This is a genomic window from Ruegeria sp. ABV3_008 (assembly GCF_056161185.1).
Genome location: NZ_JBSWYP010000005.1, coordinates 39,729 through 57,048, shown reverse-complemented (window position 1 = coordinate 57,048; position 17,320 = coordinate 39,729). Strand labels below are relative to the sequence as shown.

Genomic DNA, 17,320 nt, shown 5'->3' with positions numbered 1-17,320 from the left:
AGATCGCTCCGTTACTCGCCAGTGTTGAAGGCGACGCGCTGACCAACGCTGACCCGCTGCGGCCCCTGATCGATCAGGACGGTGCCTTCCGGGAACGCGCCTCGCACAAAGACGCGGTCGTCTTCGGCATGCAGCACTTCGACTGTCGCCAGGCGTACAGTCTTTTGCGCGTCGGCAACCAGCAGTGTCCATTGCCCGCGCGTTCCTTCCTTCAGCGATGTTGTCGGCACCCAGGTTCCCGCACTTTGGACAGGATCGAGCACATGAACACGTGCGGTTTGCCCGAAAGCCACGTCGGGAGCGTTCTTTAGATCGAACAGCGCGGTGCGGGTTCGGGTCACCGGGTCAATGTCGGGTCGCAAGGTTGCAAGATCAGCCCGATAGCTTTGACCTGCTATCTCGATCTCAACATCAGTCAGAAGCGCCGGATCAACATCGAGAGGAATACCGATCCGAACCTGTGGCGACACAACCTCGACCATTCCCAGAACCAACTCGCCCGATCGCAGAGTTTCACCTCCGTCCACATGTCGCGCGGTTATTTGACCGGCAAATGGGGCCTCGATACTGGATTTCTCGATCCGAACGGTCACATCGCGCAAGGCCGCATCCAGTTCGCCAATTCTGGACAACAATTCATCTCGCTGAGAAACGGCCTCGTCCAAACGGGCTTGACTGGTAAAGCCTTGTTCAATGAGTTTCGCGTTTCGCTCGACTGTCTTTCTCGCAAATGCAAGCTGGGCTGCAATGGCATCACGTGCTGCTGTCAGACGGTCGCGTTCGACCTCCAGCAGTACAATGTCCAGTGTGGCAAGAAGTTGACCCTTGGCAACCTCGTCACCCTCATCCACCAGAATTTGATCGAGCGTCCCGTTCAGTTCGAAAGAGATATCTGCCGAACGCTGAGGTTCGACCTGCCCGATGAACACACGGTCGACTGTGTAAGCGTTCTCGGAGGTGATCGGCGTCACGGATACCGGGGTCACAGCGGCGGCATCCGGTGCCGGCACCGCCTCCGCTCTACGGGTAAGCTCGGATGCTCCGAAGTGAACAGCAGCCGCTGCGACGGCGATAAAACTGACGGTCACTCCCAAACGCACAGTGCCGCGTAACACACGTGCAAATAGGCTCGGTTTGGTCGCTTCAGTAGATGAATTTGCAGGATTCGGCATTTGGGGACCTCATCAAGTTAGTGTCTCTAACATAAGTTAGAAGTTCTCACTTTGACAAGAGATACGTGATCTGGCACATGTTGGATCATGAGCAGCATCGAAAAAAATCATTCGACAAGCAGACAAACGGCTGGTCTTTCCGTGAGCAAAAAAGCCTATCATCACGGTGATCTCCGCGCTGCACTGATCGAAGCAACCCGACAGTTGGTCGAAGAAAAAGGCCCGGACAGTTTTTCCGTATCCGAGGCCTGCAGACGCGCGGGCGTATCAACTGCCGCGCCTTACAAGCACTTCAAAGATAAGACAGAAATGTTGGTCGCCACTGTTCTTGAGGGAATGGATCGGCACCGAGACAAAATGCTTGCCGCGCTGGAAGGCGTTCCTGAAGGATCTCCCGAGCGTATTACAGCCATAGGGATGGAGTACATTGCCTTCGCGTTAAATGAGCCCGGTATCTTCAGATTGAAATTTGGCGGCTTCACAGACCGCATCGCGGATCCGCGGCTGGAGGAAGGAGGCCAGCAAAGTTTCGAGATTCTTTTGACTGAGATAGCAAAATGTCTCGGTGAGCCGGGAATCACAGACGAAGTTCGCCGCCGCGGTTTTTTATTGTGGAGTTTTGTGCACGGGCTGTCCTTCATTCTGCATGACAAAGGGCTTGCCGAGAAGGGCGAAGAGTTTGATCTTCATACCCTTCTCGAGGACGTTTCGGAAAGAATGTTGAGTTAAGCGCTCTCGTGCCAAATCAAACGCGACTGAGCTTTGATGGCGGGAAAACTAAAACGGTAGATCGCCAACGCCAATACGATTGCTTGGGTTCAAGGAAATGACACCTATAGAAAACGCATGTCAGTTCTACCGCCAAGGTACTTCTGCAGCTGATGCTAAGCTCGCAGAGTCGCTGTTCAGGTCGACAACGCCCATGACAAAAATTTCCGTACGCCTGAAATTCGCATCAGTTAATAACTGTCACCTTCCTGCAAATTCACGCACCACTTGAAATGCAATGCAATTGGCGGCTTACGTCGCAGATCAGTTCTGAGGTCGGCTATGCTTTGTTGCATCGCCTGTGTTTCTCTCTACCAAATCATGAGATACTAAGCTCTTTGCAGATTCTCCCTTAGGCGAGCAAGAAAACGACTGGCAAAAAGTAGACACAACTTATCTTAGAACACGCGGGACAAATCGCCCGGGACTGCCACTTTGGCGGGGGAAGTAGTGTTCAATTTAACACTTGCCCTGTTTGGCCCACGCTCAGCTTTCCGCCTTTAGCCACCTCAACATAGACACCCATGTCCATATGACCCATCAACTTCCGAATTAGATAGGGTATCTTCAAGTCCCGCTCGGTCGTATCCGGGTTCACCTCGGTGGCTGCACACCTTTTCGTACGTGAGAGTATCTTTAACTCGACATCGCCGAATCCAAGAACTGATCCAACTGCGTCCAGCTCAGAAAACGGGGGTAAGCCTTCTATCTCAATATTCGCCCGGAAGCGTGCTGGGTGGATTTCCGCGTTCAGTTGTTCACCCAATTTCTCCACAGACGCCAGATTTAAAACGGATATCGCATTCATCATTTTAGGTGAGACGACAGACACATCTGTAAACCGATGAGGAGCAGACGAAACGAAATTTGGCGGTTCGGGATCTTTTAAATCGATCTCTGAAGACAGGAAACTTGCCGCATTCATCCGATCTTCTGGTGCTTGCATATTAAAGCTGTGTGTTTTGCCGCTTGCTTTGATCTTTAGAGTTTGGGTCTCAGTATCAAAATTCGTCTTAACACCTGCCAGTGCAGCCTCATTCAACAGAACAACAAAGCGATCTTTCGGCAGTGGCTGAGGGTTCTGCGCATCGAAACCGGAGTTGTAGCGCGCGAATCCGAACAAGCGATCACCAGGAATCCCCTCTCCTGCTCGCAGCTTTACGGTTTGCATGGGCTCGGCACTCAAACCTTTAATTGGGTACCGGTTCAATCTGACGATAGAGAGCATGTTCATACGTCTGCACCTGACCAAACGAGTTTACACGATCCTGCGTGGTCCGTGCTGTTTGACGCTATCTCCAATTCTCCAAGGTATCGACCAAATAATCTGTGAGTGCTTCAAAAGCGGGTTCGCTAAACCTGCTGGACGCATCATTGCCGCGATTGTGGGATGTGCCAATTATAGTCGATTTGGCCTTATTAATCCTAACTGTCAAAAATACATGCGCTTCGATAAAAGTAATTAACTATTATTAAATCAATAACTTAGAAGCAGATATAGCGAATTTCCAAGGCTATTTGAGGTACGAACCTCAAAAAATTCTGGACTTGAGGTGCGTACCTCAAATAGCCTTGGAAGTATGCCGCGATTCGCACATCCTCGATTGACGGCGCAAAAAGGGAGGAATGGATGACTTACACAAAACTGGCCTCGGCCAGCGCAATAGTCCTTGCCGCTACTACTCTTTCTACCAAGGCAAATGCTGAAGATCTGACGCTATGTTGGGCTGCATGGGACCCGGCCAACGCGCTTGTTGAGCTATCAAAAGAATTCGAAGCAGAATCGGGCCACACAATGAACTTCGAGTTTGTTCCCTGGCCGAATTTCGCGGACCGGATGCTGAACGAGCTGAACTCTGGCGGTAAGCTCTGCGACCTGCTGATTGGTGACAGCCAATGGATCGGTGGTGGCGCTGAGAATGGTCACTATGTCCAGCTGAACGAGTTCTTCGATGCTGAAGGCATCAGCATGGACGATTTCGCGCCGGCCACTGTCTACGCGTACTCGACGTGGCCTAAGGGCACACCAAACTACTACGCGCTGCCTGCGATGGGCGATGCAAACGGCTGGTTCTATCGCAAGGACTGGTTCGAGAACCCAGACATCCAGGCCGCTTACAAAGAGGCTACGGGTCAGGACCTGCGTGAACCTCAGTCTCAGAAAGAGTTGTTGCAGATCGCTCAGTTCTTCCAAGGTCGTGAGATCGACGGCAAGACCGTCTATGGGGCAGCAATCTTTACCGAGCGCGGCTCGGAAGGGATCACCATGGGTGTGACCGGAGCGCTGTATCCTTGGGGCTTCAAATACGAAAACACCCCGGGCTCATATGACATGGAAGGCGCCGTAAACTCACCCGAAGCGGTTGAAGCTCTGGAGTTCTACAAGGAATTCTACGAAACGGCGACGCCTCCGGGGTACACCAATTCGTACATGGGTGAGAGCCTGGACGCCTTTAAATCCGGTCAGGTCGCCATGGCGATGAACTGGTTTGCGTTCTTCCCAGGTCTTTATGCCGACCCCAATACCGGCGGTGACAAGATCGACTTCTTCGTGAACCCACCCCAAAATCAGGCAGGTTCGACACTGGGTGGACAAGGTATCTCTGTTGTCAGCTACTCTGACAAACAGGATGCCGCACTTGAGTACATCAAGTGGTTCGCGCAGCCAGAAGTGCAAGCCAAATGGTGGGAGCTTGGAGGATACTCCGCGCATAACTCGGTGCTAGAAGATCCTGGTTTCGTAGACAGCCAACCGTTTGCCGGTGACTTCCTGGAAGCAATGGGCGGTGTGCAGGATTTCTGGCAAGAGCCTGCCTATGCTGAGCTTCTGCTGGCAATGCAGAAACGCATCCACGACTACGTGGTTGCTGACCAAGGTACAGCTCAGGAAGCGTTGGATCTTCTGATCGAAGATTGGACGGAAGTCTTCGAAGACGAAGGCAAGCTGTAATCCGGACACAGGCCGGAGCGGGTGCAATCCCGCTCCACCTTCACCCGTGAGTCCTACACCAACAAGAACTGGCAAAGAGATGTCTGACAGGACCGTAGATCGCGTTGCGCAGGCAACGCCCGAGCGAGTTGCGCGAAAAATCCGGGGATTATCCGACCGCGCGATCGCCTGGATATTCATCTCCCCAACGATTTTTCTATTGCTGGCGATCAACATCTTTCCGTTGATTTGGACCATCCAACTGAGCTTTACCAACTACAAGGCCAATCGGATCGGGCGCGAAGTCAAAGATGTCGGTCTCAGGAATTACGAGCGTATCCTGACGGACTCGGACACCTGGCTGAACATGCAGGCGACGGCGCATTTCCTGTTCTGGACGATCTTTTTCCAGGTCCTGATCGGGTTTGCTCTGGCGTGGCTGATCAACAAGAAATTCAAGGGCAACGATCTTTGGACCACAATTATCGTGTTGCCGATGATGCTGTCTCCGGCGGTTGTCGGGAACTTCTGGAAGTTCCTGTACCAGCCTCAGATCGGCCTGTTTAACTACATCGTGTCCTGGTTTACCGGCAAGGACCCATCGAGCTTTGAAATGCTGGGATCCGTCACGTTGGCCCCATGGGCGATTGTGATTGTCGACACCTGGATGTGGACCCCCTTCGTAATGCTGATCTGTCTGGCCGGTCTACGCAGTATTCCCGACTACATCTACGAGGCGGCTGAGATCGACAGGGCCAGCAAGCTACGACAGTTCTTTACGATTACCATCCCGATGGTGCTGCCGTTCCTGATGCTCGCTGTGCTGTTTCGAGGGATCGAGAACTTCAAGATGTTCGACCTGGTGGTTCAGCTCACCGGTGGTGGGCCGGGGTCTGTTACGGAGCTTACTTCGATAAACCTGAAACGCGAAGCCTTTGAGAAATGGCGTACGGGCTATGCCTCGGCCTATGCGATCATCCTTTTCGTCACCGTGTTCGGCCTTGCGTCGATCTACGTCAAAGCCCTGAACAAGGTGAAACAGAGATGAGCAGTTTTTCCGTCACAGAACCTTCGAACCGGTCCAAGTGGATCGCAGGCTTCTTGGTAATCACTTATGCGCTGATCACGATGATCCCGCTGGTGTGGATCTTGCTGACCGGTTTCAAATCGCCCGCCGACGCGATCAGCTACCCGCCCAAAGTGGTCTTTGACCCAACGCTTGAAGGCTACGTCAACCTCTTCACCACGCGCACACGGCAGACGCAGGAGTTTCTGGAAGCCAATCCGCCACAGAACTGGGCCGATGAAATCGTGCGCCAATACGACATGGTGATCGTCGGGCCATCTAAGTTCGGCGAGCGCTTTATGAATTCGGTTATCATCGGATTTGGCTCAACCTTCCTTAGTATCTTCCTTGGCACGCTTGCCGCCTATGCGTTCAGCCGATTTAAAGTACCGCTCAAGGACGACCTTCTGTTCTTCATCCTCAGTACAAGGATGATGCCTCCGGTCGCCGTCGCCATCCCGATTTTCCTCATGTTCAGAAACCTTGGGCTGAGCGATACGCATCTGGGAATGATCCTGCTCTATACGGGGGTAAATATCTCCCTAGCGGTTTGGTTGCTAAAGGGTTTCATCGACGAAATCCCAAGAGAGTACGAAGAGGCCGCCCTCATAGATGGCTACACGAGGTTTCAGGCCTTCTACAAAGTGGTGCTGCCGCAAGCCGCCACAGGCATCGCGTCAACTGCGATCTTCTGCCTGATCTTCGCCTGGAATGAGTACGCGTTTGCCGTGCTGCTGACATCCGCAAACGCGCAGACTGCGCCACCGTTTATCCCAACCATTATCGGTATTGGCGGCCTGGACTGGCCCGCTGTTGCAGCAGGTGCCACGATCTTCCTGATCCCCGTCATGATTTTCACCATCCTGATGCGCAAACATTTGCTGCGCGGGATCACATTCGGAGCCGTACGCAAATGAGCGAGTTTCTTACCGGATTACTACGGCTCCGCCGCGGCCCATGGGAGATGGTGGCAACCATCCTAATTGCACTGGGTGTCTTCATGCTGATGCAACCCTTTGTCCTTTGGGCCTTTACCTACTCTTTCATCGTCACGCTGATCGGAACCGTCATGTTCATCATCGTCAGCCATTTCCCGGAGTAGAAATGGCCCAGATCGTAGTCAAAAACGTTAAAAAGATGTTCGGCGATTTCACGGCTGTCCGCGAAAGCTCGTTCACGATTGAGGACGGTGAGTTTTTCATGCTGCTCGGGCCATCTGGCTGCGGAAAGACGACGACGCTGCGGATGATCGCAGGGTTGGAGCTTCCAACGTCGGGCGAAATCTATCTGGACGGCGAAGAGATCAGCCAGCGGCCGCCATCAGAGCGTGACATTGCCTTCGTGTTCCAGATGTTCGCGCTGTATCCCCACATGAACGTGCGCAAAAATATCAGCTATCCCCTGATATCGCAGGGCATGCCGCGTGCTGCTGTCAAAGCCAAAGTAGAGGAAGTCGCGGGAATTCTGGGGATCAACGACATACTCGATAGCCCGGTAGGTGGGTTGTCAGGCGGCGACAGACAGCGCGTGGCGCTGGGCCGCGCGATTGTTCGAGAACCCAAGGCGTTCATGATGGACGAACCTCTTGGTGCCTTGGATGCCGAGTTTCGGGAACACATGGCCGAAGAACTGCGCGCGCTTCATGATCGCATGGGCGCAACCACTGTGTACGTTACGCATGATCAGCTGGAGGCCATGCAAATGGGCGACAAGATCGTGGTGATGAATAATGCTGTGATTGAGCAATTCGGCACGCCGCAGGAAATCTACGACAAACCGGCCACGATGTTCGTTGCGGATTTTATCGGATCTCCTTCGATGAACTTCCTGCCGTTTCAGGGAAAGGTCGCGCCTGGCTCGGGAATGGTTCGACTGAATGGCCATGACGAAGCCGTACCCAAACTGATGGAAGGGGCAGAAGGTGACTTGGTTTTCGGTGTTCGCCCCGAGCATGTTTTTCTGTCGGATGCGAGCGCCTACAGGGCCAAGGTCCTGGCCGCAGAATACTTAGGAACCACCCAGATCGTGACGCTGCAAAGCCCGAACGGAGAGCTGAAAGCCCGGATTGATGCACGTGAAACCGTTAACCCCGGCGAGACAGTGGGATTGGAGTTCCGCTCCCCCGCAGTAACCCTATTTGAAGAGTCTACCGGGCGCGCATTGAGGTCCGCTCTGAACGACGAGGTACTAAGCAATGGCTGAAGTCGTGTTGGAGAATATCTCGAAGTCATTCGGCAACGTCAAAGCGGTGGATGATATCTCAATGACGATCCCCAACGGAGCCTTTGTGGTGTTGTTGGGCCCGACTGGTGCGGGGAAAACAACGACGCTGAGATTGATTTCCGGGCTTGAGAAACTGGATTCAGGAACGGTGCGCATTGCCGGGCGTGACGTTGGAATAGATACACCTGCCCAGCGCGATGTGGCGATGGTGTTCCAGCAATACTCGCTGTACCCGCATATGACGGTGCGGGAAAACCTGTCTTTCCCGCTACGGTCGCCGATCCTAAAGACGCCAGAGGATGAGATAACGAGGAAGGTCAACGAAGTCTCGGAAATCCTGCAGATTCCGCACAAACTGGACAACAAAGCCACCGAACTGTCTGGTGGCGAAATGCAGCGTGTGTCGATCGGACGGGCGCTGGTGCGCGATCCCCAGATCTTCCTGATGGATGAACCGCTCAGTTCTTTGGACGCCAAGCTTCGGGCGGATTTGCGGGTCGAGCTGAAAAGGATTCAGGCCGATCTGGGGTCAACCTTACTGTATGTGACCCACGATCAGGTCGAAGCCATGACAATGGCGACGCATATCGGCGTTTTGGAAAACGGCCGATTGGTTCAGTACGGAACACCCCGGGATATCTATGAAAACCCGGGCAGTGTTTACGTTGCCAGCCGGTTGGGTCTGCCGCGGATCAACATCCTGCCGTCCGAGTTGTTCGGAGGCGATCACAAAGGCCCGCAGATCGGCCTGCGCCCGGAAAACATCATCGAAGGCGAAGGCAGCGATGCGCGCGTGATACGCGCCGAGCATCTGGGAGATCAAACACGGCTACACTTGGACTTACACGGTCACCCAGTTGTGACCCTGATCGATGTCCATCAGGACTACCCATCTGGAAAGATTATAAAAATCCGCCCCCACAACCCGTTGTATTTTGACGCGTCCGGCGCGCGCGTGAATTAAGGAGCAAAAGCATGGCCCAGTTCCTCAACACAAAAGAAACCCTGGTGACAGAGGCTATAGACGGCCTTCTGGCTTCCTCTGGCGGTCAGCTTACCCGGCTGGACGGCTATCCGCATATCAAGGTTGTTTATCGGTCGGATTGGGACAAGTCGAAGGTCGCCCTGGTGTCCGGAGGAGGGTCTGGTCACGAACCCGCCCATGCCGGTTTCGTTGGCGCCGGTATGTTGACGGCCGCGGTCTGCGGCGAAGTGTTCGCCTCACCCTCGGTCGAAGCAGTTTTGGCGGGCATTCTTGCTGTCACGGGTGAGGCCGGGTGCCTGCTGATCGTCAAGAATTACACCGGTGACCGGTTGAACTTTGGACTGGCGGCGGAACGCGCCCGCGCTTTGGGTCGCAAGGTTGAAATGGTCGTCGTCGATGATGACATCGCCCTGCCCGACCTTCCGCAACCACGTGGCGTGGCGGGTACGTTGTTCGTCCACAAAATCGCCGGAGCGCTTGCTGAAAACGGTGCTGACCTAGACACCGTTACCAAGGCAGCAAGAAGCACCATAGCAAAGGTTGTCAGCATCGGTATGAGCCTGGACACCTGTACCGTTCCGGGATCTCCGAAAGAAGACAGGATCGCGCCGGGGAAGGCAGAGCTTGGCCTGGGTATCCATGGTGAGCCCGGCGTACAGCAAGTCGAGTTCTCAAATGCGGTATCGGCCATGTCCACAGTGGTGGAGAAGCTGAAGCAAAGAGTGGGCGATGGGGACTGCGTGGCATTGGTTAACAACCTGGGCTCGACAACTCCGCTGGAAATGTCTGTCCTCACGCATGCGTTGTCCGAAACTGGTATCGCCCACCATATCGTTGGCCCGGCACCGATGATGACGTCGTTGGATATGCACGGGTTTTCGGTTTCCATTCTGCCCGTGGATCAGGACGATTTGTCAGCGCTTGAAGCTCCCGTTGATCTGGCCGCATGGCCCGGGGTCAATTCCATTGACCCGATCAAAGTTGCGCCATTGCCTGATGGCCTGACCCCAATCGATCCAATTCCTTCGAACAATCCCGCAACAAAGGAAACGATCACCCGATTGTCTGAGCTGCTGATCAACGCCGAGAAAACCCTGAATGAGCTGGACGCAAAATCCGGGGATGGCGATACAGGAAGCACATTGGCGACCGCCGCTCGGGCGTTACAGGGCAGCCTCGACCGGATGCCGCTGGCTGATCTAACACAGCTGTTTCCGGCGTTGGGCAACGAACTGAGCCAGACAATGGGTGGGTCGTCCGGTGTGATTCTTGCGATCTTTTTCAACGCAGCCGGGGATGCCTGTGCAAGCGGAGCCTCCGTGCCTAAATCCCTGGTCGAGGGCCTGAACCGCGTCAGCCAGGTCGGGGGTGCCAAGGTCGGTGACAGGACAATGATTGACGCCCTAGCACCGGCACTTGCCGCGCTGCCATCTGGTCTGACGCACGCGGCCGAGGCTGCCCGCGAAGGCGCGAACAACACCGCAAATATTCGTCGTGCGAAGGCAGGCCGGGCAGCCTATGTTCCCGAAGAAAACCTAGTTGGACATAACGATCCCGGTGCTGAGGCTGTTGCTTTGTTGTTTGAAGGCTTAGCGCGGGAGATTGAGGGCTGAAGAACACGTGGAAGACCAAAAACAAAAACTAGAATTGGTAAAAAAGCCAACCGTCAATGACCTCGCGCGCGTTGCGGGTGTCAGTCTCGCGACTGTTGACCGCGTCTTGAACAGACGCCCCGGCGTGCGGGCCGTAACCGTACAGAAAGTCCAAAAGGCAATTGATGAGCTGGGGTATGTGCGCGACACGGCCGCGGCCAACCTTGCGCGAAACCGAGTTTACAACTTCCTCTTTGTTCTGCCGGACACTGACAACGAGTTTGTGGAGGCAATCAGCAGTCAGATCGCAGAACAATCCCGTGACCAATTTATCGAGCGGACCCGCATTGCGATTGAGAAGGTCGCTCCGTTCGAGCCGCAAGATATCGTCAACATTTTAGATGCTGTCGACAGTTTGGATGTTGATGGAGTTGCCGTTTTTGGGCCTGAAACGCCTTCTGTCCGCGATGCTGTCAAAAGGCTCAGGGACAAAGGCGTTCCGGTGGTTGCCTTGGTATCTGACTTGCCCAGTTCCGAGCGAGACCACTTTGTGGGAATTGATAACGTTTCGGCAGGACGAACCGCCGCTCAGCTGATGGGGCGGTTTGTTCATCGCGACGGCAAGGTCTTGGTTCTTACAGGATCCCGATTGGCACGTGACCACCTGGAGCGTCGCCAAGGCTTTGACATTGTCGTGGCCGAGGAATTTCCGCACCTCCAAGTCGTGGCGTCGGTTGAGGGCCGGGATGACCCGGACCTGATTTACAAGATGATGCCCGAAATCTTTGAAACCTATCCAGATCTGGTCGGAATATACTCGTCCGCGGCGGGCAATGCGGGCCTGATACAATTTCTTTCAGAGAACAGGTTCAGCAAAGATCTGGTGATCATAGCGCACGAGCTTACGCCGCTCAGTCGTGAGGCGCTTAGGCTTGGCACATTTGACGCCATAATCTCGCAGGACACAGGGCATATTGTTCGTTCTGCCGTCCGTCTTTTGCGCGCAACTAAGGACAAGGTTCCATTCAACAAAGCGCAGGAACGTATCCGTATCGACATCTATCTAAAGGAAAATTTACCGCCATAGAGGCTTAGATTTTGGGGAGGAAATTTTATGAAGACGATCAAAGGTCCAGCTTTGTTTCTTGCACAATTTGCGGGGGACGAAGCACCGTTCAATTCGTGGGACGCGATCACCAAATGGGCGGCTGATTGTGGATACAAGGGCGTTCAGGTCCCCAGTTGGGACGGCCGGTTATTCGACCTTGAACAGGCCGCGTCCAGCACCGGCTATTGCGATGACTTCAAAGGCAAGGCCCTAGAAAATGGCGTCGAAGTCACCGAACTTTCAACGCATCTTCAGGGCCAGCTCGTGGCCGTTCACCCAGCCTATGACAGTGCGTTTGATGGCTTTGCAGCCGAAAGCGTTCGGGGGAACCCGAAAGCCCGGCAAGAATGGGCGGTAGACCAGGTCAAAAAGGCACTGTCAGCGTCAAAAAACCTGGGTATTTCCGCACATGCGACATTCTCAGGCGCGTTGGCCTGGCCCTATGTTTATCCCTGGCCGCAGCGCCCTGCGGGCCTGATCGAAACCGCGTTTGATGAGCTGGCGCGCCGATGGGTGCCCATCTTGAATCACGCCGAAGACTGCGGTGTCGATGTTTGCTATGAAATCCACCCCGGAGAGGACCTCCACGATGGTGTGACCTACGAGATGTTTCTGGAACGGACGGGAAATCACCCACGGGCCTGCATGCTATACGACCCGTCACACTACGTGCTGCAATGCCTCGACTATCTGGACAATATCGACATTTACAAAGATCGGATCCGGATGTTCCATGTTAAAGATGCCGAGTTCAACCCGACCGGGCGGCAGGGTGTTTATTCCGGATATCAAAGCTGGGTTGATCGGGCCGGACGGTTCCGTTCACTGGGCGATGGTCAGGTGGATTTCGGGGCTGTGTTTTCAAAAATGGCCGCGAATGACTTTGATGGCTGGGCTGTGGTCGAATGGGAATGCTGTCTCAAACACCCCGAGGATGGAGCACGTGAAGGCGCTCAATTCGTGTCAGATCACATCATCCGTATGACCGAGAAAGCCTTTGATGATTTCGCCGACGGTGGCGCTGACGAAGCCGCCAATCGTAGAATGCTGGGGATTGAGTGATGGTTACAGGACGCAGTGAAGAAACGTCAGGACGTATTCGCCTTGGCATGGTTGGCGGCGGAAACGATGCCTTCATCGGCGGCGTTCATCGCATCGCCGCGCGATTGGACGACAAGTTCGAGCTGGTTGCCGGTGCTTTGTCTTCGACGCCCGAGAAATCCATTGAAAGTGGTCAGGCCTTGGGGCTCGATCGGGTCTATGAAGACTTCAAACAAATGGCGATAAGGGAAGCCCGGCTGAAATCTGGGATAGAGGCGGTCTCAATCGTTACGCCAAATCACGTTCACTATGCCGCCGCGCGTGAGTTCCTGAAACGCGGTATTCATGTCATTTGTGACAAACCACTCACCTCGACCCTTGCCGATGCAAAAAAGCTGGTGAAGGCGGCGGAAAGCGCGAATGCGCTGTTTATTCTGACCCACAACTACACGGGCTATCCGATGGTTCGGCAGGCACGGGAAATGGTTGCCAACGGTGATATCGGCAAGATCCGAGTCGTCCAGGTTGAATACCCGCAGGACTGGCTGACCGAGCAGCAGGAATTCAAACAGGCTGAGTGGCGAACTGATCCCGAACGCTCGGGCGCAGGCGGATCGACCGGTGACATCGGGACTCATGCCTACAACCTCGCTTGCTTTGTAACCGGGCTGACAGCGGAAAGCCTGGCGGCCGACTTGCAGGCCTTTGTGCCGGGGCGAAAAGTCGATGACAACGCGCATGTCTTGCTACGCTTCGAAGGCGGAGCGCGAGGTATGCTGTGGTCTTCTCAGGTGGCTCCCGGCAATGAAAACGCACTTCGTTTGCGCGTCTATGGTGAGAAAGGTGGGTTGGAGTGGTCTCAGGAAGATCCCAATTACCTTTGGTTCACGCCATACAATGAACCCAAGCGGCTGATCACCCGAAATGGAGCTGGAGCGGGCGATGCTGCCAATAGGTTGAGCAGAGTCCCTCCAGGTCATCCCGAGGGATATCTCGAAGGTTTCGCCAATATCTATGGAGAGGCTGCTGAGGCGATCCAAGCTTTCCGGAATGGTATTTCACCTGATGCGTCGGTTGTTTATCCAACGGTTCATGATGGACTCAATGGTGTTAAGTTTGTAGCCGCATGTGTGCAGAGTTCTTCAAGGAATGCGGCTTGGGTCAGCTTAACTTAAATCCTGGTTGCGGGCGTAGGGCATGTATCTTGGAAGGTATCGTGGGTATCTACCAAAAACCGAAGCGCACAACCTATTAATAAACACTCCGGAACAACGAACCGCGAGCGTCGCTGAACCGGTGTCATGTGAAGCGATCTCCTGTTGCGTGATGACCGTTCATTGGAACGAGTACGAAAGGCTACTTAGCGTGCAAAGCCGTCCTTCACTTTTTGGGCCTCGCTAACTCAGCATCCTAGCGCAGATGCGGCAACCAGCCTGTTCTTATTGAAAACAACGTGTTCTCGCGCAAAGAGTAGCAGCGCGGCCTGCACCGCCGCACTTGTTTTGGATCAGCGGGATTTGGACAAGCCAAACACCCCTAGCCATCAGCGGCAAGACGCTGCCTTCCCCCTCGGGCAACCCTATTAGACAACACCGTTTCCTCGGCTGAACATGCGGGCCGTACCTTTATTGTCGAATAGCATTGCCTCGCCTCCATCCGCGTTCGCCATACGGCTCATCAGCAGGAACAGGCACCTTCGGCGTATGATCTGCAAATCAGCCCTGATTTTCCAAAAGAAGGTCAGGGTCAATGAAATCGGTCTAGGTGCAAGGTGAAGGAACTGACACAAGCATGGCAAGGTACTCTCGCTGGTGGTGGAACTAAGTGTCGCCTTGCACAGGGGGAATTGGCGGACTGAGGAGCAACTGTTTTCTGCAACTATATGTTAAGCAATGATAAAAAGTTGGACTAAAAAATACTCTACTGAGTATTCCACACTAGGAATGGAAACTGGCATTTCTAAGCCAAAGTCTGGGGTTTAATGAAACGCCCGGTAAGAAATATAAAACCGTCACTTCTACAGAGTGTAACGAACACATTCTTAGAAGCGTTTCGAACTTGCTGATGACGACAATGCGGAACAAATTGCCATCGGATGCTGAGCAATCAAGGACCGTACAGATCCCAAATCGAACTTCCAAAGTTGAGCCCCGCAAGTCCCGAGGTGCGAACGGCTCAGTTAGTGAAGCTCAAAGCAAAAGTATGATTTTGTTGGTCGCGACATAGGTCGTTTCTTGCGCAATTCAGTTAAATCAAAGGTAATTCAGTTTCTTGGTGACCCAGAATAAAATTTCTGCCAACACCGAAATTGCGCCTGCTTCCTCGGTTATAACCAAGCCCGTACCCGATGCGCCCAGTTTGGTCACCCTTGCACTCTGATCTTCCGGGATTTCTGCAACAACGATGAAGTCCGCCGCGCCAATCAATTCGCGCAGTGACGGAAGCCCACTTCTCGCATCCAACGCTCCTTCGCTGGTAGCGGGTGGTATGTCCGAAATCGTGGTATCAAACTCCGCTCCAGGCATACTACGCAGGGCAACGCGAATAGTGTCGCCTATGGATATGTTTTGCAGACTACTCAAGGGAAGTGTCGCAACCAGAACCCTGTCGCTTGGTACAACAAAATTGATTGCCCCTTGTAGAGTCGATACCCGGTTTCCAGGGCGCAGGGTCAAGCCTGTCACCATGCCATCTGCAGGTGCGCGTACGACTGTTTGTTCCAATGCCCAACGCGCTTGGATCAGCAAATTCTCTACTTCGGCAACGCCCACATCGACGCCATCCACTTGGGCGGCAATACGCCTTTCAAGACCCGCCTTCCGCGCGTTTGCGGCGCGCAAGCCCGCCTCTAGTTGCTCTATCGTTGAAACGGCTTCCTGAAGCTGGAACTCAGTGGACGCTCCCCGTTCGGTGAGACGGATAATGTCATCGCGTCGCGCCACACCAAAATCCAGTTGCGCGGACAATGAGGCGATGTCAGCCTCAGCCGCCTCAAGGTCGTGACCCAGTTGATCTGCCTCCGATTGGGCGGAGGCCAGCGACGCTTCAAGTCGAGCGACCTCAGCGGCGAATTCCGTATCATCTATCCGGAAAAGAACATCCCCCTTTGATACCAACTCATTGGGCTCTGCTGCGACTTCTGTCACTGGTCCAGCAACATTTGGGGCAATGCTGATCACTGCACCTTGGACCGAAACCGTCCCGCTTGGCGTCGTGTGGTTCAGCGCGCCGATAACCACCAATGCAATCACGACACCACCGCCATAGATGACGGTTTTTGAAACCGCGTTCCAAGGCAACAGGCGGAGTTTGGAAAATACCAACCATGCCAGGCCAAAATACAGCGCCAGAACGATTAGCATATCAGATACTCCACTGAATTCATTGGACCAGGAACCGAAGTATCTGGGCTTACTAAAGACGCACAAGACCAGGTTCGGCCGATTTGGCCATTATACAGTCTCAAGTAGCGTATCTGAAAGAGTGTGCTCTGAAAGGGCTCCTGGTGCACCAATTGCAACAAGCCTGGTTTCGGGTTTGCGCTCACCCCACACTTCATCCCGCGCGATGTCCATGCGTTTACCGACGACTTGGACAAGAATACGATGATCCGGATCTTCCTCACTGAAGACAAAACCCTTGAGACGATAGACATCACCGGGAAGCGTCCGAATAGCGCTGCGGAGAGAGGACAGGCTTATCGGGCGTTCCGCTTTCATCATGGTTGTCGAAAAGCTGTCTGAATGATTAGCGTGGTGACAGCCGCAGCCGGGGCCATGTTCATGATGGTCAGGTACTTCTGTTTCTAGTTGTTCTGAGGCAAAGCGGCCGACTGAAAGAAGTATGTCCAGAGGGACGTTTGCATTGACAGCTTCGACCAAACGATAGCGACGGAAGCGAGAGCCAAGCCAATCGTGCACCTTCTGAACTGTAGCCCTGTCAACAAGATCAACCTTGTTCAAAATAACCATGTCCGAGAACGCAATTTGACGGAGCTTCAGTTCCATTTGTTCCGGCGCGGCAAATAGTTGTTCCGCATCGACCAGGCACATAAGGCTGTCCAAGCGGATCATGTCCCGAAACTTTTGATCTGTGAATGTCATCGCGATTGACGATGGATCCGACACTCCACTTGCTTCGAGGACGATGTATTCCGGTTTTTCAGGCCGGGCGAGAACTGCTTCTACCGTTTCGATCAAGTCATCTCGGATCGAGCAGCACACGCAGCCGTTTGCCAGACTCATCACATCATCTTCGAGGCCGACCACCAAGTCGGCATCGACATTTATCGATCCAAAATCGTTAACCAGTACCGCCACCCGCAGACCGTGGTTACCGGTCAGGATGCGGTTCAAAAGCGTTGTCTTGCCGGCTCCTAAAAAGCCGGTAAGGATCGTTACGGGGATTGCGGATGACGACCCAAATTCGATCATGTC

15 protein-coding genes and 1 pseudogene are annotated in these 17,320 nt (G+C 53.9%); 12 read left to right on the top strand and 4 right to left on the bottom strand.

Annotated elements, in window-relative coordinates; translation table 11 throughout:
* Positions 1 to 11: 11 nt before the first annotated feature.
* On the bottom strand, positions 12 to 1,088 hold the full coding sequence (locus tag ACXAH8_RS10555; protein ID WP_475218180.1) for an efflux RND transporter periplasmic adaptor subunit: 1,077 nt from the start codon (positions 1,086 to 1,088) through the stop codon (positions 12 to 14).
* A gap of 171 nt (positions 1,089 to 1,259) precedes the next feature.
* On the opposite strand from ACXAH8_RS10555, the gene ACXAH8_RS10550 reads away from it, so the two are divergent.
* Positions 1,260 to 1,901 (top strand): TetR/AcrR family transcriptional regulator, encoded by a 642-nt coding sequence (locus tag ACXAH8_RS10550; protein WP_475218178.1) that lies wholly within the window; start codon positions 1,260 to 1,262, stop codon positions 1,899 to 1,901.
* Between the two features lie 493 nt (positions 1,902 to 2,394).
* Here the strand turns inward: ACXAH8_RS10550 and ACXAH8_RS10545 are convergent, their stop codons facing one another.
* On the bottom strand, positions 2,395 to 3,174 hold the full coding sequence (locus ACXAH8_RS10545; protein ID WP_475218176.1) for an MOSC domain-containing protein: 780 nt from the start codon (positions 3,172 to 3,174) through the stop codon (positions 2,395 to 2,397).
* Positions 3,175 to 3,570: 396 nt separating this feature from the next.
* Between ACXAH8_RS10545 and ACXAH8_RS10540 the strand changes: the two genes are divergently transcribed.
* From ACXAH8_RS10540 to ACXAH8_RS10490, 11 genes and pseudogenes are all read left to right on the top strand, one after another.
* Entirely contained in the window at positions 3,571 to 4,890 is a 1,320-nt protein-coding gene (locus ACXAH8_RS10540) for an ABC transporter substrate-binding protein (protein ID WP_170375848.1), read from the top strand.
* A 79-nt stretch (positions 4,891 to 4,969) separates the two neighbouring features.
* Positions 4,970 to 5,917, top strand: coding sequence for a carbohydrate ABC transporter permease (locus ACXAH8_RS10535; protein ID WP_155150124.1), 948 nt, complete (start codon positions 4,970 to 4,972; stop codon positions 5,915 to 5,917).
* Complete coding sequence (locus tag ACXAH8_RS10530) at positions 5,914 to 6,852, top strand: carbohydrate ABC transporter permease (protein WP_010442361.1); 939 nt, start codon at positions 5,914 to 5,916, stop codon at positions 6,850 to 6,852. Before ACXAH8_RS10535 ends, ACXAH8_RS10530 begins: the two co-directional genes overlap by 4 nt.
* Positions 6,849 to 7,037: a hypothetical protein gene (locus ACXAH8_RS10525; protein ID WP_155150119.1), complete on the top strand. Its 189-nt coding sequence runs from the start codon at positions 6,849 to 6,851 to the stop codon at positions 7,035 to 7,037. The genes ACXAH8_RS10530 and ACXAH8_RS10525 overlap by 4 nt, the downstream gene beginning before the upstream one ends.
* Before the next feature lie 2 nt (positions 7,038 to 7,039).
* Positions 7,040 to 8,137: an ABC transporter ATP-binding protein gene (locus ACXAH8_RS10520; protein WP_475218173.1), complete on the top strand. Its 1,098-nt coding sequence runs from the start codon at positions 7,040 to 7,042 to the stop codon at positions 8,135 to 8,137.
* Positions 8,130 to 9,122, top strand: coding sequence for an ABC transporter ATP-binding protein (locus ACXAH8_RS10515; RefSeq protein ID WP_475218171.1), 993 nt, complete (start codon positions 8,130 to 8,132; stop codon positions 9,120 to 9,122). Before ACXAH8_RS10520 ends, ACXAH8_RS10515 begins: the two co-directional genes overlap by 8 nt.
* Before the next feature lie 11 nt (positions 9,123 to 9,133).
* Entirely contained in the window at positions 9,134 to 10,756 is a 1,623-nt protein-coding gene (locus ACXAH8_RS10510; protein ID WP_475218169.1) for a dihydroxyacetone kinase subunit DhaK, read from the top strand.
* Positions 10,757 to 10,763: 7 nt separating this feature from the next.
* Positions 10,764 to 10,928: pseudogene (locus ACXAH8_RS10505) on the top strand (LacI family DNA-binding transcriptional regulator); the annotation flags it as partial.
* A gap of 6 nt (positions 10,929 to 10,934) precedes the next feature.
* Complete coding sequence (locus ACXAH8_RS10500) at positions 10,935 to 11,822, top strand: substrate-binding domain-containing protein (protein WP_475218538.1); 888 nt, start codon at positions 10,935 to 10,937, stop codon at positions 11,820 to 11,822.
* A gap of 27 nt (positions 11,823 to 11,849) precedes the next feature.
* Positions 11,850 to 12,905, top strand: a complete 1,056-nt coding sequence (locus ACXAH8_RS10495) for a sugar phosphate isomerase/epimerase family protein (RefSeq protein WP_475218167.1) — start codon at positions 11,850 to 11,852, stop codon at positions 12,903 to 12,905.
* The gene (locus tag ACXAH8_RS10490; protein ID WP_475218165.1) at positions 12,905 to 14,059 is read left to right on the top strand and encodes a Gfo/Idh/MocA family protein; all 1,155 of its coding nucleotides are present in this window, start codon (positions 12,905 to 12,907) and stop codon (positions 14,057 to 14,059) included. The genes ACXAH8_RS10495 and ACXAH8_RS10490 overlap by 1 nt, the downstream gene beginning before the upstream one ends.
* A 1,077-nt stretch (positions 14,060 to 15,136) precedes the next feature.
* On the opposite strand, the gene ACXAH8_RS10485 is transcribed toward ACXAH8_RS10490, so the two are convergent.
* Positions 15,137 to 16,246, bottom strand: coding sequence for an HlyD family secretion protein (locus ACXAH8_RS10485; protein WP_475218163.1), 1,110 nt, complete (start codon positions 16,244 to 16,246; stop codon positions 15,137 to 15,139).
* A 90-nt stretch (positions 16,247 to 16,336) separates the two neighbouring features.
* On the bottom strand, positions 16,337 to 17,317 hold the full coding sequence (locus tag ACXAH8_RS10480) for a CobW family GTP-binding protein (protein ID WP_475218161.1): 981 nt from the start codon (positions 17,315 to 17,317) through the stop codon (positions 16,337 to 16,339).
* Positions 17,318 to 17,320: the final 3 nt, after the last annotated feature.